General features: G+C 30.6%; 15 protein-coding genes. 3 read left to right on the top strand and 12 right to left on the bottom strand.

Annotation, left to right across the window (positions count from 1 at the left end):
- The first annotated feature begins 43 nt into the window (after positions 1-43).
- Positions 44-1,735, top strand: a complete 1,692-nt coding sequence (locus tag HYI43_05135) for an IS1182 family transposase (protein UDI77957.1) — start codon at positions 44-46, stop codon at positions 1,733-1,735.
- Here HYI43_05135 and HYI43_05130 read toward each other — a convergent pair.
- From HYI43_05130 to mutY, 3 genes are all read right to left on the bottom strand, one after another.
- Positions 1,732-3,468: an ABC transporter ATP-binding protein gene (locus HYI43_05130; GenBank protein ID UDI77956.1), complete on the bottom strand. Its 1,737-nt coding sequence runs from the start codon at positions 3,466-3,468 to the stop codon at positions 1,732-1,734. The two genes, HYI43_05135 and HYI43_05130, sit on opposite strands and share 4 nt — an antisense overlap.
- A gap of 156 nt (positions 3,469-3,624) precedes the next feature.
- The gene (locus HYI43_05125; GenBank protein UDI77955.1) at positions 3,625-4,167 is read right to left on the bottom strand and encodes a DUF402 domain-containing protein; all 543 of its coding nucleotides are present in this window, start codon (positions 4,165-4,167) and stop codon (positions 3,625-3,627) included.
- A gap of 124 nt (positions 4,168-4,291) precedes the next feature.
- The gene (gene mutY, locus HYI43_05120) at positions 4,292-5,338 is read right to left on the bottom strand and encodes an A/G-specific adenine glycosylase (GenBank protein ID UDI77954.1); all 1,047 of its coding nucleotides are present in this window, start codon (positions 5,336-5,338) and stop codon (positions 4,292-4,294) included.
- 145 nt (positions 5,339-5,483) lie between these two features.
- Between mutY and HYI43_05115 the strand changes: the two genes are divergently transcribed.
- A complete protein-coding gene (locus HYI43_05115; protein UDI77953.1) occupies positions 5,484-6,458 on the top strand; it encodes a metal-dependent hydrolase in 975 nt (324 codons plus the stop codon).
- Between the two features lie 195 nt (positions 6,459-6,653).
- Here HYI43_05115 and HYI43_05110 read toward each other — a convergent pair whose 3' ends face one another.
- The 7 genes from HYI43_05110 to HYI43_05080 all read right to left on the bottom strand — a co-directional run bounded on the left by HYI43_05110 (position 6,654) and on the right by HYI43_05080 (position 12,307).
- Entirely contained in the window at positions 6,654-7,442 is a 789-nt protein-coding gene (locus HYI43_05110; protein ID UDI77952.1) for a teichoic acid transporter, read from the bottom strand.
- Positions 7,443-7,450: 8 nt separating this feature from the next.
- Entirely contained in the window at positions 7,451-8,962 is a 1,512-nt protein-coding gene (locus HYI43_05105) for an ABC transporter ATP-binding protein (GenBank protein ID UDI77951.1), read from the bottom strand.
- 15 nt (positions 8,963-8,977) lie between these two features.
- Entirely contained in the window at positions 8,978-9,292 is a 315-nt protein-coding gene (locus HYI43_05100; protein UDI77950.1) for a YfhH family protein, read from the bottom strand.
- Entirely contained in the window at positions 9,285-10,088 is an 804-nt protein-coding gene (gene recX / locus HYI43_05095; GenBank protein UDI77949.1) for a recombination regulator RecX, read from the bottom strand. The genes HYI43_05100 and recX overlap by 8 nt, the downstream gene beginning before the upstream one ends.
- A 179-nt stretch (positions 10,089-10,267) precedes the next feature.
- Positions 10,268-11,080 (bottom strand): monofunctional peptidoglycan glycosyltransferase SgtB, encoded by an 813-nt coding sequence (gene sgtB, locus HYI43_05090; GenBank protein UDI77948.1) that lies wholly within the window; start codon positions 11,078-11,080, stop codon positions 10,268-10,270.
- A gap of 464 nt (positions 11,081-11,544) precedes the next feature.
- Positions 11,545-12,063, bottom strand: a complete 519-nt coding sequence (locus tag HYI43_05085; protein ID UDI77947.1) for a type 1 glutamine amidotransferase — start codon at positions 12,061-12,063, stop codon at positions 11,545-11,547.
- Between the two features lie 82 nt (positions 12,064-12,145).
- Entirely contained in the window at positions 12,146-12,307 is a 162-nt protein-coding gene (locus HYI43_05080; protein UDI77946.1) for a hypothetical protein, read from the bottom strand.
- A gap of 153 nt (positions 12,308-12,460) precedes the next feature.
- Here HYI43_05080 and yfkAB point away from each other — a divergent pair, with 153 nt between their 5' ends.
- The gene (yfkAB, locus tag HYI43_05075) at positions 12,461-13,606 is read left to right on the top strand and encodes a radical SAM/CxCxxxxC motif protein YfkAB (protein ID UDI77945.1); all 1,146 of its coding nucleotides are present in this window, start codon (positions 12,461-12,463) and stop codon (positions 13,604-13,606) included.
- 149 nt (positions 13,607-13,755) lie between these two features.
- Here yfkAB and HYI43_05070 read toward each other — a convergent pair whose 3' ends face one another.
- Both HYI43_05070 and HYI43_05065 read right to left on the bottom strand, forming a co-directional pair.
- Entirely contained in the window at positions 13,756-14,289 is a 534-nt protein-coding gene (locus HYI43_05070) for an acyl-CoA thioesterase (protein UDI77944.1), read from the bottom strand.
- Between the two features lie 40 nt (positions 14,290-14,329).
- On the bottom strand, positions 14,330-15,577 hold the full coding sequence (locus HYI43_05065; GenBank protein UDI77943.1) for an aminopeptidase: 1,248 nt from the start codon (positions 15,575-15,577) through the stop codon (positions 14,330-14,332).
- Positions 15,578-15,581: the final 4 nt, after the last annotated feature.

The following is a 15,581-nucleotide window of genomic DNA, read 5'->3' as shown; positions in this document are numbered from 1 at the left end:
ATAATTTAATAAACATCACTAAACTAAATTAACGAGGTGCCTTATGTATAAAAATTATAACATGACTCAACTTACTCTACCAATGGAAACTTCAGTTCTTATCCCCACAAATGATATTTCACGACATGTAAATGATATTGTTGAAACAATTCCTGACAATGAATTCGACGAATTCAGACATCACCGTGGTGCAACTTCGTACCATCCTAAAATGATGTTAAAAGTGATTCTATATGCCTACACACAATCTGTATTCTCAGGTCGTAAAATAGAAAAAATGCTTAATGATAGCATCCGAATGATGTGGCTATCACAAAATCAAAAACCTTCTTATAAAACAATTAATCGATTTAGAGTAAATCCAAAAGTAGATGCTTTATTAGAATCTTTATTTATTCAATTTTACAGTCAGTGTATAAAACAAAATCTTATAGATGATAAAGCTATTTTTATTGATGGTACAAAAATTGAAGCAAATTCCAATCGATATACATTTGTATGGAAAAAGAGTATTCAAAACCATGAATCAAAGATGAATGAGGATTCTAAAGCCCTCTACCATGAATTGGTAACCAATAAAATCATACCGGAAATCAAAGAAGATCATGATAATGAATTAACAAAAGAAGAAATAGATTTGATTGGTAGTCATTTAGATAAAGAAATCGAAGATTTAAACCAACATATCAACAATGAAAAATGTACTAAAACAAGAAAACAAATACGTCTCAAAAGAACTAAAATCAAAAAATACAAAAAGCAAATCAATGATTATTCTGAGCGAAAGTATCGATACGAATTTCAAAAATCTATTTTAAAGGATAGAAATAGTTATTCTAAGACAGATCATGATGCGACATTTATGAGAATGAAAGAAGATCACATGAAAAATGGACAACTTAAGCCAGGGTATAATTTACAAATAGCGACAAATTCCCAATTTGTTTTATCTTATAATGTGTATCAAAATCCAACGGATACTAGAACGATGATTCCATTTTTAAATTCAATTCAAGAGACCTACGGTCATTTACCTGAATATATTGTAGCTGATGCAGGTTATGGTAGTGAATCAAATTATATGGCAATTATAGATGACTTTAATCGAACGCCACTCATAACATATGGAATGTTTATAAAAGATAAAACTAAAAAATATAAAAGTGACATCTTTAATACTCAAAATTGGGACTATGACGAAATTAATGACGAATTCATTTGTCCGAATAATAAACGGCTAGGTTTTAAAAGATATGCCTATCGTCATGATAAGTATGGTTACAAGCGAGACTTCAAATTATATGAATGTGACGATTGTTCAGAATGTCCTCTGAAAAATCAATGTATGAACTTCAATTCAAAAACAAACAAAAAAATAATGAAGAATTATAACTGGGAATATTTTAAATCCCAAATTAACAAAAAGCTTTCAGAACCAAAAACAAAAAATATCTACAGTCAAAGAAAAATTGATGTGGAACCTGTTTTTGGATTTATGAAGGCTATTTTGGGTTTCACTCGGATGTCTGTCCGAGGACTCAATAAAGTCAAAAGAGAACTTGGTTTTGTATTAATGGCACTTAATATAAGAAAAGTAGTAGCTCAACGAGCTGAAAATAATCAAAAAATTTATAAAAAAGACAATTTCTATATTATTTCAATAGAAATTGTCTTTTATTCACTTATCCAAGAACTTTATGTCCCGGACTCTTATTTAAATTGTTATTGTTATTAAAGGTTTTGAATACTGTAAAGGTGTTCATAAGCACCTTTTTTAGCGATAAGCTCTTGATGGGTACCTGATTCAACAATTTCACCATTTTGCATCACAATAATTTTATCTGCATGTGTAATTGTTGAAAGTCTATGTGCAACTATAAGCGTTGTTCTATCTTTACTTAAAACATCTAACGCATCTTGAATAATAGCTTCACTTTCTAAATCAAGTGCAGATGTTGCTTCATCTAGGATTAATATAGGTGGATTATTTAAGAAAATACGTGCTATTGATAGTCGTTGTTTTTGACCACCCGATAATTTAACACCACGTTCCCCAACTTCTGTATCATAACCATCTTTTAAATTCATTATGAAGTCATGCGCGTTGGCCATTTTAGCCGCTTCAATTATTTCTTCTTCACTTGCATCTGGACGTCCTAGTAAAATATTTTCTCGAACCGTATCAGAAAATAAGATATTGTCTTGTTGTACTAAACCAATTTGATTTCTTAAACTACCAGTCAAGAAGTCTTTAATGTTATGGCCATCGATTAAGATTTCCCCTTCTGTAACATCATAAAAACGAGGAATTAAATTAATTAATGTTGATTTTCCGCCACCACTCATTCCTACAAAAGCTACTGTATCACCTTTATTGATATTCAAATTAATATTTTTAAGAATGGTGTTTTCATTTGAATTATATTTAAAACTGACATCTTTCAATTCAATATGCCCTTGTTTAATTTCAATTGGTTGTGCGCCAACGCCATTTTTAATGTCATAGTCTTCATCTATTAATTGGAATACCCTATCCATAGAGGCAAAACTTTGAGTTAACGTTGTAAATGAAGCTACTAATCTTCTTAATGGACCAAATAATTGTTCTAAATATCCAACAAATGCTGCTAGTGTCCCAACAGTAATAGACCCATTAATTGATAGGTATGCACCAACACCAATTACAATGATTGGACCCAAGTCAGTAACAGTATTAATTGCTGCAAATGAATACGCGTTCCATGATGTATGTTGAAATGCTCTTTTTAAGAAATGCTTATTCTTATGATCAAAATTTTTAGCTTCATTATCTTCAATCGCAAAACTTTTAATAACTGACATTCCTTGAACACGTTCGTGTAAAAATCCTTGTACTTCAGCCAAAGCTTGTGAACGTGTACGGGTTAATTGTCTTAAACGACCAAAGAAGAAATAAACAGTTAATATATAAAATGGAAAGATAAATATAGCTGCAAGTGTTAATTTAACATCTAAGAAGAACATAATACTTAGTGCAATAACTATTGTAATACAGTCTAACCATATATTCATCAATCCTGTTAGTATAAAATCTTTTGTTTGTTCAACATCGTTTATCACTCTTGAAATAACCTGTCCAACTTGGTTATTTGCATAGAATCTAGCACTTAACGCCTGCAAATGATTATATAACTGTTTACGAATATCATATAATATTTTATTACTTGTCCATTGTGCTAAATATTGGCGTAAATACTCAATTGGCGGTCTAACTATTACAAAGATAAATAAAGCAATACCTATAGCAACAGTAAGATGTTGGAATTTCTCATTAGTGTTTAAAACACCATTATTAATGACACCATCTATTGCATACTTAATTAATAAAGGAATTAACATGGGTATGCCGAATTTTATTATCCCGATGATAATTGTTGCAATAATACGATATTTGTATGGTTTAACGAATTCTAAATATCGCCGTATCATTTACTTCCCCCCTATGCGCTTTTCTTTTTCTGAAAATTAATAGAGGTTGAATACTTATTCTACAAAATGACTTATTTGTAAAAAAGTAATTTCAACCTCTGTTTATTATCACTCAAGTACTATAAAACAAATATGTAGCAATTACATCTTTTATGCTTAGTAATTACGAATCTTTTTATATCTTTCTTTCCAAACTTTAATAAAATCAGGCGCAAATGGACCTTTCTTTTGCTCAATCCATTGTTGTAAAATATCAACATTACGACGTAAAATAACATCTATATCATGTGGATAATTCATTTGATTCATATGTTGCTCATACTCATCCTCATCTAATAAATGATATTTACCATTAGGATAAACTTTAATATCTAAATCATAATCAATGTACTTAAGGGCTTCTTCATCACAAACAAATGGAGATGATAAATTACAATAATAATAAATTCCATCTTCTCTAAACATACAGATGACATTGAACCAATATTCTGAATGGAAATAAACAATTGCAGGCTCTCTTGTAATCCAAGTACGTCCATCACTCTCAGTAACTAACGTATGATCATTGCCACCAATAATAACGTGATCCGTACCTTTTAATATAGTGGTTTCCGACCATACTCTATGAATGTTACCATCATGTTTGTAACTTTGAATTTTTATATTTTCGCCTTCTTTAGGTATGGATTCTTTAACCATACTCCACACCACCTTTTAATATTTTCACATCATAAATTATAGCATAATTTTTACTAAGTCTTTAAAGATGAATGGTTTTCTATTCAAATAAATTATACCCACTTTATTTCAATATCATTCAAGTTTAACCATTTATAAATCTATAAATCTTATCCATTGAAACAGGCATTGTGTAGTCATCTCGATGGTTTAAGTCTAACCATGCCAAACTATTTTCCTTTAGTTCGTTCTCTTCTAAATCAATTTCATCAATTATACTATATACTTGTATATCCCATGTCATGTGCGTGAATTGATGTTTTAAATGAAAGACACTTTCCTCAACACAGTTTAATGTCTTATCTAATTTATTTTGCAATTGTTTAAAGGCATTTGGTTCTTCAAACATAGGAAATTGCCACATACCATTTAAGAGTCTTTCTTGTCTTTTTTCAATTAAATAATGACCCGCTTTATTTCTAATTAGAAAGACATTTTGTTTAATTGTTTTTTTCTTAGTCGTTTTTGTTTTTACAGGCAGGTCTAATACTGTTCCTTCTTTAAAAGCTTCACAATTCTCCTGAACTGGGCAAAATAGACATAGTGGGTTTTTAGGTGTGCAAATCAATGCACCAAGTTCCATCATTGACTGGTTAAATGTACCAGCATTTTCTTGAACATATGGAAGTAATTCTTGTTCATAAGCTTTTCGAGTAGATTGCAATTTTATATCTCTATCATCATTATTAATCCTACTCCACACTCTAAAGACATTACCATCAACAGTTGCTAAAGGATAATTAAAGGCAATACTCATTACAGCAGCTTGAGTATAGGGGCCTACTCCCTTTAATTTCCCAAATTGCTCTGGAGACGAAGGTACAATACCACCATATTGTGTATCTACCTCTTTAATCGCAGTATGGAAATTTCGTGCACGACTATAATATCCTAATCCTTCCCAATATTTGAGAACTTCATCTTCATCTGCACTACTTAAGTCTTCAATTGAAGGGAAACGATTGATAAATCTATGATAATAATCTATTACGGTTTTAACTTGTGTTTGTTGCAACATGACTTCACTAAGCCATATATAATAAGGATTGCTAGTTTCACGCCAAGGCATTTCTCTTTGATTTTTTTCAAACCAAGTAACTAAATTTTCTTTAAAAGAATGAACTGTTAACATTGTAATTCCCTTTCTAAAATTAAAAACTAAAATAATTTACAAGCGTATACTAAATTATTTTATCATTTAACAAGTGTCTTAATTTTGTTAATCCAATTTTTAGATTATAATATATATTAAATAAATATGAAAAGAGTGAACTTATATGGATACAGCCACACATATTGCTATGGGAGTCGGGCTAACCGCATTAGCTACGCAAGATCCTGTGATGGCTAATACGATGGCAGCCACCGCAACAACATTAATCGCTGGTTCTTTAATCCCAGATGGTGATACTGTTTTAAAATTAAAAAATAACGCAACATATATCTCCCATCATCGTGGTATTACACATTCAATACCTTTTACAGTTTTATGGCCTATTTTGATTTCATTTATTATATATGTCATATTCCCTGGTGTTGATACTACGCATATATGGTTATGGGCTCAACTTGCTGTTTTCTTACATGTATTTGTTGATATATTCAATTCATACGGTACGCAAGCGTTACGTCCAATTACTAATAAATGGATACAATTGAGTGTCATTAATACTTTTGATCCAATTATATTTGGATTACTATGTATTGGTATCGTTATATGGTTATTAGGTGTTCACCCATTCTTAGTATTCTTCCCTATTGTAGGTATACTAATAATTTATTATATTGTTCGTTTTCAAATGCAAGCCATCATTAAAAAGCAAGCACTCAAACAAATCAAAGAACAACACCATCCAGTTAAAGTATTTGTAGCACCAACTATGAAATTTATGGAATGGCGCGTAGCTATTCAAACTGAAGAGCATGATTACGTTGGACGTGCTTACGGCCGTAATGTTGTGTTTAGCGATAAAGTGAAACGTCAGAAGTTTTCGCCTGATACATTACTTTGGCAAATCAAAAGTAATCCAGATATAAGAACATTTTTAAATTTCTCATCAATTTATCGTTGGCAAACACGGAAGCTAGATGACGACACTACGGAAGTACGCCTTGTTGATTTACGCTATTTAAATAAAGGGCATTACACTTTTACCGCCATCGCTCACGTCGATAATGAAAAGCACATCGATTATTCATATATAGGTTGGGTGTTTAGCGAAGAAAAACTACAAAAAAAATTATATTCATAATTATTGAAAATAACTATAGTACGCATAGACAATTTCTGTTGAAAACAAAATAGAAATTGTCTTTTTTTATGAGAGATTTTACCTAGTATATAATTTTAATTAACGTGTATATTAAAAAGTGCATCCTTAAAAGTTAAATGCTGAGTATAACTTTGGGGATGCACTTTTATAACTATTTATTTATGATTTACTTAATTAATGCTTTTCATTACTAGAAATAGATGAATACTTATATTTTGTATGTGCTACATATCTCATAATCATAAAGTTCGTTGTTCCTATAATTACTAAAAATACAATAAAGTAAATATGATAAGTAATGTTATATAAATTTACCATACCATATATAGTAGAACTAGCTGATCCATCAACAATATAATATACTGGGTTGAGCTTCAACAATTGACCTAAAATATTATCTTTTGCTGCTGGAATATAAATAATTGGTAATAGGAAAAAACATATAAAACTAATTATAAAATAAATTTTTGTTACTTTGGAACTTATAATATTCAATAAGCCAACCATGACTGAAATAAATATCATAAATAATATAATCATTAATGTGAAAAATAATGTTGCTAATATAGATGTTTCGAAATTAATAGGTTTAAACAGCGATATAATCATAGTTAAAATAGTAATGATTATACTTCCAATAATCGCATTTGCAATTGTAGTGATGATTGGCGAAGACTGAAACGCTTTAGTTACTAAGTAATCTTGACTATATTCTATATAAGATTTATAAATAGTGGCAATTATCGTAATGAACGTGACCAATGCACTTAACTTATATAACCATCTTGCTTTAACAACATCTTCAATTTCTGAAAATGATACTACCCCTACTGATAGTGCTAATATGATAAGTTGTACTCCAAACAAGATGGCAAACCATTTCCAAGTATCTTTAATCCGTTGTTTAGTATATTTGATAAGTGATGGTAAAAGCTTTACATATAACAATATATTATCAATCATTTTTACACCTACAATTCAATATATATCCATTTACTGTTTTTCATATTTGCAATCAAATAGCCATTTCCCGACTTCACAATCCATAAATCTTGCTTAATATTATATTTATCTTTTAATTCATCTTTATTTACAATTGGGAATACAAATCCTGTTAATTTATTTTGATCATTAAATAACATATCAATAGGTTGTTGTGTAATTGAGACAACATATCTTGAATCATTATCTGGTACAAGACTCTTTTTAACTTGACTATGTTTCTTATGTAATTGGCTATTAAAATAATCTACATAATTACTATAATTTGATTTCATGTACGGTGATAAAGATTTAAATGAATGTGATTCATAAAGTGCTGCAGGATTAAAATATTGTAATTTACTTTTACCGACTTCATACTCTTTATCATCACTAGTTATACGGTACTTTTTAGAATTTTCACCTGTAATTGTTAAAAATGTATATTTCGGCACTTTGATATTAGATGTTCCATTTAGAGTAATTGAGTTATCCATAACGATTCCGTAAGCTAGTTTATTATCAAAAGGGTCTTGATTTTGAACTTTTTTTTGAGCTTCAATCACTGGGACTTCTAGCGAACCTATATTAAAGACTAATAGAGCACCTAATAATATGAGTGCAAAAATGCTTGTAAGCATGATTGTCCAAAATTTAACTACAAAATCAGGTACTTTTGCATGTTTATAACGTTCTACACGTTTAAAGTTATAGCTCATTTCTGGTAAATGACTCCGACTCTCTTTCCAATCTAAGTCAAAACTTTGTTGATTTTCTTTGTCGTCTATACTTAATCTATCATTTTCATGTTCTCTAAAAACAGGCAAAACTTGATTTAAAGACCCTTCCATTCGAAGTTGGCCATGAGATATCCATGCAACATAGTTACTTACTTTTTCAACTTTTGAGATTTCATTATCTATAAATACTAATGATTGATTTTCTTCTACATAATCTTTATAAAGCTGTTTAGCTTTTTCTAAAAATGCGTCATCAAGATGCTCAATTATGTGATTAAGTATAATTATTTCAGCACGACTCACACGTGCAATACTTAATATTAATTGAGCGAACTCAGAATGACTTAATTTATTCACTTTAATTTCTGATTTTTCATCTAAATGAGCGTATTTAATAATTTGTTCTACACTATGAGATGAAGTTTGATATGTAAATAATTCTTGTACTTTTGACACATAATTCTTCACGTCAATATTAATTAAATGCTTATCTTTAATATCTCCATAATATGTCGACGCAGATTTTACTACTTTTCCTCTATCAGGTTTAATATCTCCAGCCATAATTCTTCCAATTAATGTTTTAGAAGAGCCAGGTTCACCAATAATCGCAAGTGCTTCACCTTGATATATATGTAGAGAAATATTGTTTAATTCGATATCTTCAGCAGCATAACCAAATGGTAGATACCACTTACTATTTTTTCTATTTCTATAATATTGAGTAACGTTAAGTAACTTTAAAACTATTGAACTTCCCATTCGTGTGACATCCTTCTAAATTTTTAATAATGCGAGTGGCAAACCTTCTTCAGGTGATGAACTGTTGATTCTATAGCCCCAAGCAAAAACACCTTTCAAGCGTTCAACTTTAAAATATTGGTCGCTACCATCTAATAATTTATACATTTTGCCTAGTTCTACTTTAGTGCGATCAACCATATAACTTTCAGCAACAATAACCTTACTTTGATAAACATCATATTCATTCATAATGCCATTCATTTCAGCTTTACGCATTTTTTCCTTATAAGTTTGAATCTCATGTCTTAGTTCTTGTTCAGACATTTCACTTAATTTTTTATTATTCATCTGAAATACCACTTTCTTCTAATTTAGTTTTAATTTTATCATATTTATACCCTTTTCTCATAAGTGACTCTATCGTTTTCATAACTAATGTTCGACCTTCATATTTTCGTCGATATTTCGTATATAATTTTTCTAAATCTTTTTGTAATAATTGGTCTATTGTTTCATCATCTTGAGAGAAATCGAGAGCATCAAGCGCTTGTTGAGCTACTTCCATTGAATACCCTTTTTGCAACAAACTCTGTAGTACTTTTTGTTTTAGTTTAACTGCAGGACCTTTCTTCGTTTTCAATATTTTATTTGCAACATTAATTACAGCTTCTATTGGTTGTTCATTTTCATATAATTCAACATATTTATTAATAATCTGAGGTTCGATACCAACTTGATACAATTTTTGCTTATAAACCTCTGGCCCTTTATCAGTTGTGTTAATCATTGTATTCTTTAAGCTCTCTGCATAATCTTCATGATTGATGTATTTTTCTTTATAACAATAATCTATAACTTGCTGAATAGCTGTTTCATTTATTTCACTTTTTTCAAGATGCTGTCGCACTTCTTTTTCAGTTCTTTTTTTATATGATAAATATTGAATCGCTATATTAACACCTAATCGATAATGTTCATATTTTTGAATTTGTTCCATTTCAGATACTTCTACAATTCGATCTTTTTTCAAATTAAATTTAACTAATGTATCAACATCTATCCCCATCTCGAATTCACCATCAAGGAATAAATTAAAACGCTCTTTGTTTTTCTTTTGAACCTCAATTTTTGTAATTTTCGGCATTTTTCACCCTCCTTTACGAAAATAAAATAATCACTATAATATGTATTATTTTATATTACTGTCGTACTAAGACAAAATAATTCACACTAAAAAAATCCCTTCAAAGTTGGCATTAAAAAATGTTTACTTTGAAGGAATGACAATATTAATTCTCAAATTATTTATTTTTTTATTTAAGCTTAATAATTATTGAGTTGTGATAACGCTTCTTGATACTGACTACTTGTAATATAATCTTGTTGTTTCATTTTCTCTAAGTTAGTTTTAATTCTATTTTTATAATTATCCGACATATTATTAATATCATATACACTTGGGGCATTCACTTTACTAGCCAGTATTGCACTTTGAAGTACAGTTATTTGAGGCATACTATTGTTATTTTTATTTGTTGTGGTTCCAAAATAATTATTAGCCGCACCTTCAATTGTATATTGATCATTACCATAATAAATATTATTTAAATAAAAACTTAGAATTTGATTTTTACTATATTGCTGTTCAACTTTGTGTGCAACAAATAATTCTTTTAATTTTCGTGTAAATGATCTTTCGTTATCGTAGTAATAATTTTTTACAGTTTGTTGGGTAATTGTGCTACCACCTTGTACATCATGTTCACCTATTGTAGAGAAAAGTGCACGCGTGGTACCTTTGACATCAAATCCATGATGTTTATAGAATCTTTCATCTTCCATAGATATAAATGCCCCTTTAACATAATCAGGCATGTTATCAACAGAAACAAAGCTGCTTTTATTTTCAATAGTCTGTAAATCATCAACATTCGCTCTTGATGATAAAAAATACATTAAGCCAGTAAAAAGTGCAAAAATGATGATTAAAATGATAAATACTCTTAAAAAAATACGTTTGCTTTTTTTCTTTTTAGGTGGTTTACCTACAGGTTGATAATACGTATTATAATGAGGTTCATTACGAAAATTCGAATGTCCCTCAGGCGAGTTGTTCATTCTTTGGCTTCTTTTCATGCGCTAGCTCCTTTACTTAAACTCACTCTATAATTGAGAGTTTAACAGTAGTTTAAATAATTATCTATATTTATCACTAAAAATCAGTCCAGGGGTGTACTACATTTAATACTTGCGATTGATTAATATTTACTCATGGGCATAGTTGATGTGCTGACCCTTAGATAAAAGTACTAGTTAAAAACTTTAGAATATCTTACAACTTTATCTCGATAGCATTTATGACTAGAACAATGATTAATGAAACATACAAAAAAAACGGAGGTAGAACAGAATTCATTTAAATTCATTGTTCCACCCCCGTGCAAGGGTAACTAGAGTTGAGAAGAGCTTAATATAGGCCTCCTTCTCAATTCAGTCAGCTACTGCGAATTTGCAGTGTAGCCTCATCATATTATTTTGTCTTTCACTCATTAGTGGCAATTCCAATAAATTGTCATCTAATATCATTTCTATTGATGTTATTAATCTTGTAGTTGTTTAACAATTTCTCTGTTGAAATCATCTAAATCATCAGGTGTACGGCTAGTTACGATATTTTTATCGACTACTACTGATTCGTCAACTACATTCGCACCTGCATTTGATAAGTCTTTACGTACATTTAATACTGCAGTTAAAGTACGACCATTTAAATCATCTGTATCAATTAAAATTTGTGGTCCATGGCAAATTGCGAATGTTGGTACATCATTTTTAGTGAAATATTTAGCAAATGCACCAAAACGACCTTCTGCATCGCCACGTAAATGGTCAGGAGAAAAGCCACCTGGGATTAATAAACCATCATAATCTTCTGGTTTCGCATCTGCAATACCTACTTCAACTGTAGCTTTTTCGCCATGCTTACCAACTACTTCTGAATTGGCAGTATTACCAATGATTACTGTTTCAAATCCAGCTTCTTCAATAGCTTCTTTAGGACTTGTTAATTCAATATCTTCAAATTCATCTGTTACAATAATTGCTACTTTTTTAGTCATATGTGTATCACCTTTCTACATCGAATTATATTTAGTATATACACGATTTTAAAAGGTATTAAACATATTCGATTAATACGTCTTAGTTTGATACCTGTTTAACTTTTTCTTCCAATTGGTCTAATAAACCAATCCATTCATCAATATCTTCTACACTTACTTCATCAGGATTTACATGATCGATGTCTTCTAAAAACTTTGATAAGCGTGATTTAATTTGATCAATTGTTTGTTGTTCATCCATTTAAAATAATCTCCTTTAATGTTCAAAATTTATTTAACAAAAACGTTAATTTCATCCTAACAGAATTTGACAAAAAGAGATATAATCTTAATAATGTTTAATGTACTTTTTAGCAACGGTTAAAGGAATTTTACAAGTTTAGGAGTAATATATATGTTGATGACAAATCAAAAAATGCCAATCTCCATTTCCAATGACCCTTGGGAATCTTATAATGACATGGAGGAATTTGGCAAATTAACATTAAGTAATATTGAGTTTACAACTACAAATTTATGTAATATGAGATGTAGCCATTGTGCTGTTGGTTACACTCTACAAACTAAAGACCCTGATCCACTTCCAATGGATATTATTTATCGACGATTAGATGAAATTCCTCATTTGCGTACGATGTCTATAACTGGTGGCGAGCCTATGTTCTCAAAAAAATCAATAAAAAATGTTGTGAAGCCACTTTTAAAATATGCTCAAGACCGTGGTATATACGTGCAAATGAACTCTAACTTAACCCTTCCTCAAGATAGATACTTAGATATAGCTGAATATATAGATGTCATGCATATCTCTCATAACTGGGGAACAATTCAAGAATTCACAGATGTTGGTTTCGGAGCAATGAAGAAACAACCACCTTTAAAAGCTAAATTAAAATTATATGAACAAATGTTGGATAATGCGAGCACTTTGTCAGAACAAGGCATGTTCGTATCAGCTGAAACAATGTTAAATCAAAGCACTTTACCCTATCTAGATAAAATACATAATGAAATTGTGAATGATATGAAATGTAGCAGACACGAAGTTCATCCAATGTATCCAGCTGATTTTGCTAGTCAACTAAATGTTCTATCATTGAAAGAAATGAAACAAGCTATCCATCATTTACTCGATATCCGAAATGAAGATGTATGGATGTTATTTGGAACATTACCTATCTATCCATGTATTAATGATGCAGATGATCAAGCACTGTTACAAAGACTTAGAGATGCTAGAAACGTGACAACACGTAATGATCCGGATGGACGTAGTCGTTTAAATGTCAATGTGTTTAGTGGTGACGTCATAGTCACTGACTTCGGAGATGAAAATGGAACGATTTCAAATATTAAACGTGATAAACTCACTGATGTATTTGATAAATGGCTTACTTCAGATTTAGCTAAATCTTTAAATTGTCATTGTGAGGCCTTTCATTGTCTAGGTCCTAATGTATTAGTTAAAAATATGTATTATCCTAATACTGACTTTAAGCAAAAAGAACTCGAAATGCATACAGAAAATATGTTTAATTAAGACTTAGTTTGTAACTAGTATCTAATTTATATGAAAGTATTTCTGGATTATTTAAAAATACTTAAAGCGTCTGAGAATGAGGAACACCCCAAAAGTTAGATTTCAAGTCCAACTTTTGGGGTGCACTCAATTATTGTCTCAGACGCTTTTTATACTTCTTCTATATTTTGAACATTTGATAGAAATTCAATCGTACTTTTACTTTCTTCACGTCTATCTTTTCTACGCTGCACACGTTTAGGTGCACTTTCATAGAACCATTTTTCAACTTTAGATTCTGGATAGACATGTGGTACTTGTACTGGCTTACCATCATCATCTAATGCTACAAATGTTAAAAAACTTAAAGCCGCTAAATGTCTTTCTTTGTTTAAGACATCTTCTATTACAATTTGCACGCATACTTCCATAGAGCTAGTACCTGCATAGCTTACCATTGCCTCATAGGATGTAATATCCCCAGTTTTTATTGGTCTTAGAAAATCAACAGAATCAGTTGAAGCAGTGACTACTTGTGCATTAGCATGTTTCATAGCTGTAATAGCAGCAATCTCATCAATATTGGCCATTAGAGAACCGCCAAACATTGTATGATGGTGGTTTGTATCTTGTGGAAAGACTTGCTTAGCTTTAACACTTTTTGATTCTGACATTGATTTGCTATTTTCTTGAGAATTTGACATTAAATTTTCCCCTTTTATGTTTTATTATCTTTTCAATGAGTTATTGTGCCCAATTCCCATTTTCAAAAACTAATTCTTTACTGCCATCATGATGAATGCCGTAAATCGTTAAATCTGAACTACCTATCATGAAGTCTACGTGTGTGTTTGAATCATTTAATCCGCTGGCAATCTTCTCTTCAGTCGTCATTTCAGTGCCACCTTTAACATTAAATCCATAAGCTGAACCAATAGCTAAGTGACATGACGCATTCTCATCAAATAACGTGTTATAAAAAATTGTATTACGATTAGAGATTGGTGAATCATCAGGTACTAAGGCTACTTCACCTAATCGTTTAGCACCCTCATCTGTATTAATTAAGTCTCTTAACACATCTTCACCTTTATCCGCTTTAAAATCTACAATAACACCGTCTTTAAATGTTAAAGTAAAACCATCGATAATATTGCCATTATAACTTAATGGTAATTTGTTAGTGACATGACCATTTACATTATTGCGGTCTGGTGCAGTGAATACCTCTTCAGTAGGAATGTTCGCGATGAAAGGCTGTTGATCACCATTAACATAGCTTGTAGCATCTTCCCAAATATGCCCCTCTGGTAAACCTACTACTAAATCCGTACCATCAGATAAATAATGCAATGCTTTAAAATTTTTCTCTTGCAACTTATTTGCATGAACGCTTAGATTCTCAACATGTTTTTTCCAATTTCCAACTGGATCATTGCCATCTATTCGTACAATATCAAATACTTCGTCGACAAATTTTTCAAAAGCTTCGTCTTCAGAAAGTTCAGGATATACGCGTTTTGCCCAAGCTTTAGAAGGAAAAGCTGCCACAACCCATGGGAATTTATTTTTTTGGCTTCCTTCCATGTAACCTTTAAATGCTTGCGCATATTTCATTTGTGATGCATTTAATTTTTTTGAATCTATACCATTTAGAAGGTCAGGATCTTCGCTAAGTAAAGCTAAATTAGCAGCGCCTCTATTAGCATAATCCATACGTTCTTCGACATCATATGATTTTACTGGCGCGTTCTCAAACGTTTCTACTGTCTCATATTCAAATTTTAATCGACTTAATTTAGGATCACCATAAACCACTCTGACGTCAGACGCACCAGCTTTATAAGATTCTTCAACAATTAAGCGTGTTAACTCAACTGCATCCACTGATGATCTTATAAATACAGGTTGTTTAGGTTGAACATTCATGCCTACTTTTACTAATAATTCAGCATATTGTTGTAATTTCTCTTCATAACTTAACTGTGTCATTTAA

It is taken from the genome of Staphylococcus taiwanensis, from assembly GCA_020544305.1.
GTDB lineage: Bacteria > Bacillota > Bacilli > Staphylococcales > Staphylococcaceae > Staphylococcus > Staphylococcus taiwanensis.
This window is presented reverse-complemented; position numbering and strand designations above follow the sequence as displayed.

Coding starts and splice junctions, on each gene's coding strand:
- HYI43_05130 (UDI77956.1), bottom strand. CDS start 3,468: ATGATACGGCGATATTTAGAATTCGTTAAACCATACAAATATCGTATT.
- mutY (UDI77954.1), bottom strand. CDS start 5,338: ATGTTAACAGTTCATTCTTTTAAAGAAAATTTAGTTACTTGGTTTGAA.
- HYI43_05115 (UDI77953.1), top strand. CDS start 5,484: ATGGATACAGCCACACATATTGCTATGGGAGTCGGGCTAACCGCATTA.
- HYI43_05105 (UDI77951.1), bottom strand. CDS start 8,962: ATGGGAAGTTCAATAGTTTTAAAGTTACTTAACGTTACTCAATATTAT.
- HYI43_05100 (UDI77950.1), bottom strand. CDS start 9,292: ATGAATAATAAAAAATTAAGTGAAATGTCTGAACAAGAACTAAGACAT.
- HYI43_05065 (UDI77943.1), bottom strand. CDS start 15,577: ATGACACAGTTAAGTTATGAAGAGAAATTACAACAATATGCTGAATTA.
- HYI43_05070 (UDI77944.1), bottom strand. CDS start 14,289: ATGTCAAATTCTCAAGAAAATAGCAAATCAATGTCAGAATCAAAAAGT.
- sgtB (UDI77948.1), bottom strand. CDS start 11,080: ATGAAAAGAAGCCAAAGAATGAACAACTCGCCTGAGGGACATTCGAAT.
- HYI43_05135 (UDI77957.1), top strand. CDS start 44: ATGTATAAAAATTATAACATGACTCAACTTACTCTACCAATGGAAACT.
- HYI43_05125 (UDI77955.1), bottom strand. CDS start 4,167: ATGGTTAAAGAATCCATACCTAAAGAAGGCGAAAATATAAAAATTCAA.
- HYI43_05085 (UDI77947.1), bottom strand. CDS start 12,063: ATGACTAAAAAAGTAGCAATTATTGTAACAGATGAATTTGAAGATATT.
- HYI43_05080 (UDI77946.1), bottom strand. CDS start 12,307: ATGGATGAACAACAAACAATTGATCAAATTAAATCACGCTTATCAAAG.
- recX (UDI77949.1), bottom strand. CDS start 10,088: ATGCCGAAAATTACAAAAATTGAGGTTCAAAAGAAAAACAAAGAGCGT.
- HYI43_05110 (UDI77952.1), bottom strand. CDS start 7,442: ATGATTGATAATATATTGTTATATGTAAAGCTTTTACCATCACTTATC.
- yfkAB (UDI77945.1), top strand. CDS start 12,461: ATGTTGATGACAAATCAAAAAATGCCAATCTCCATTTCCAATGACCCT.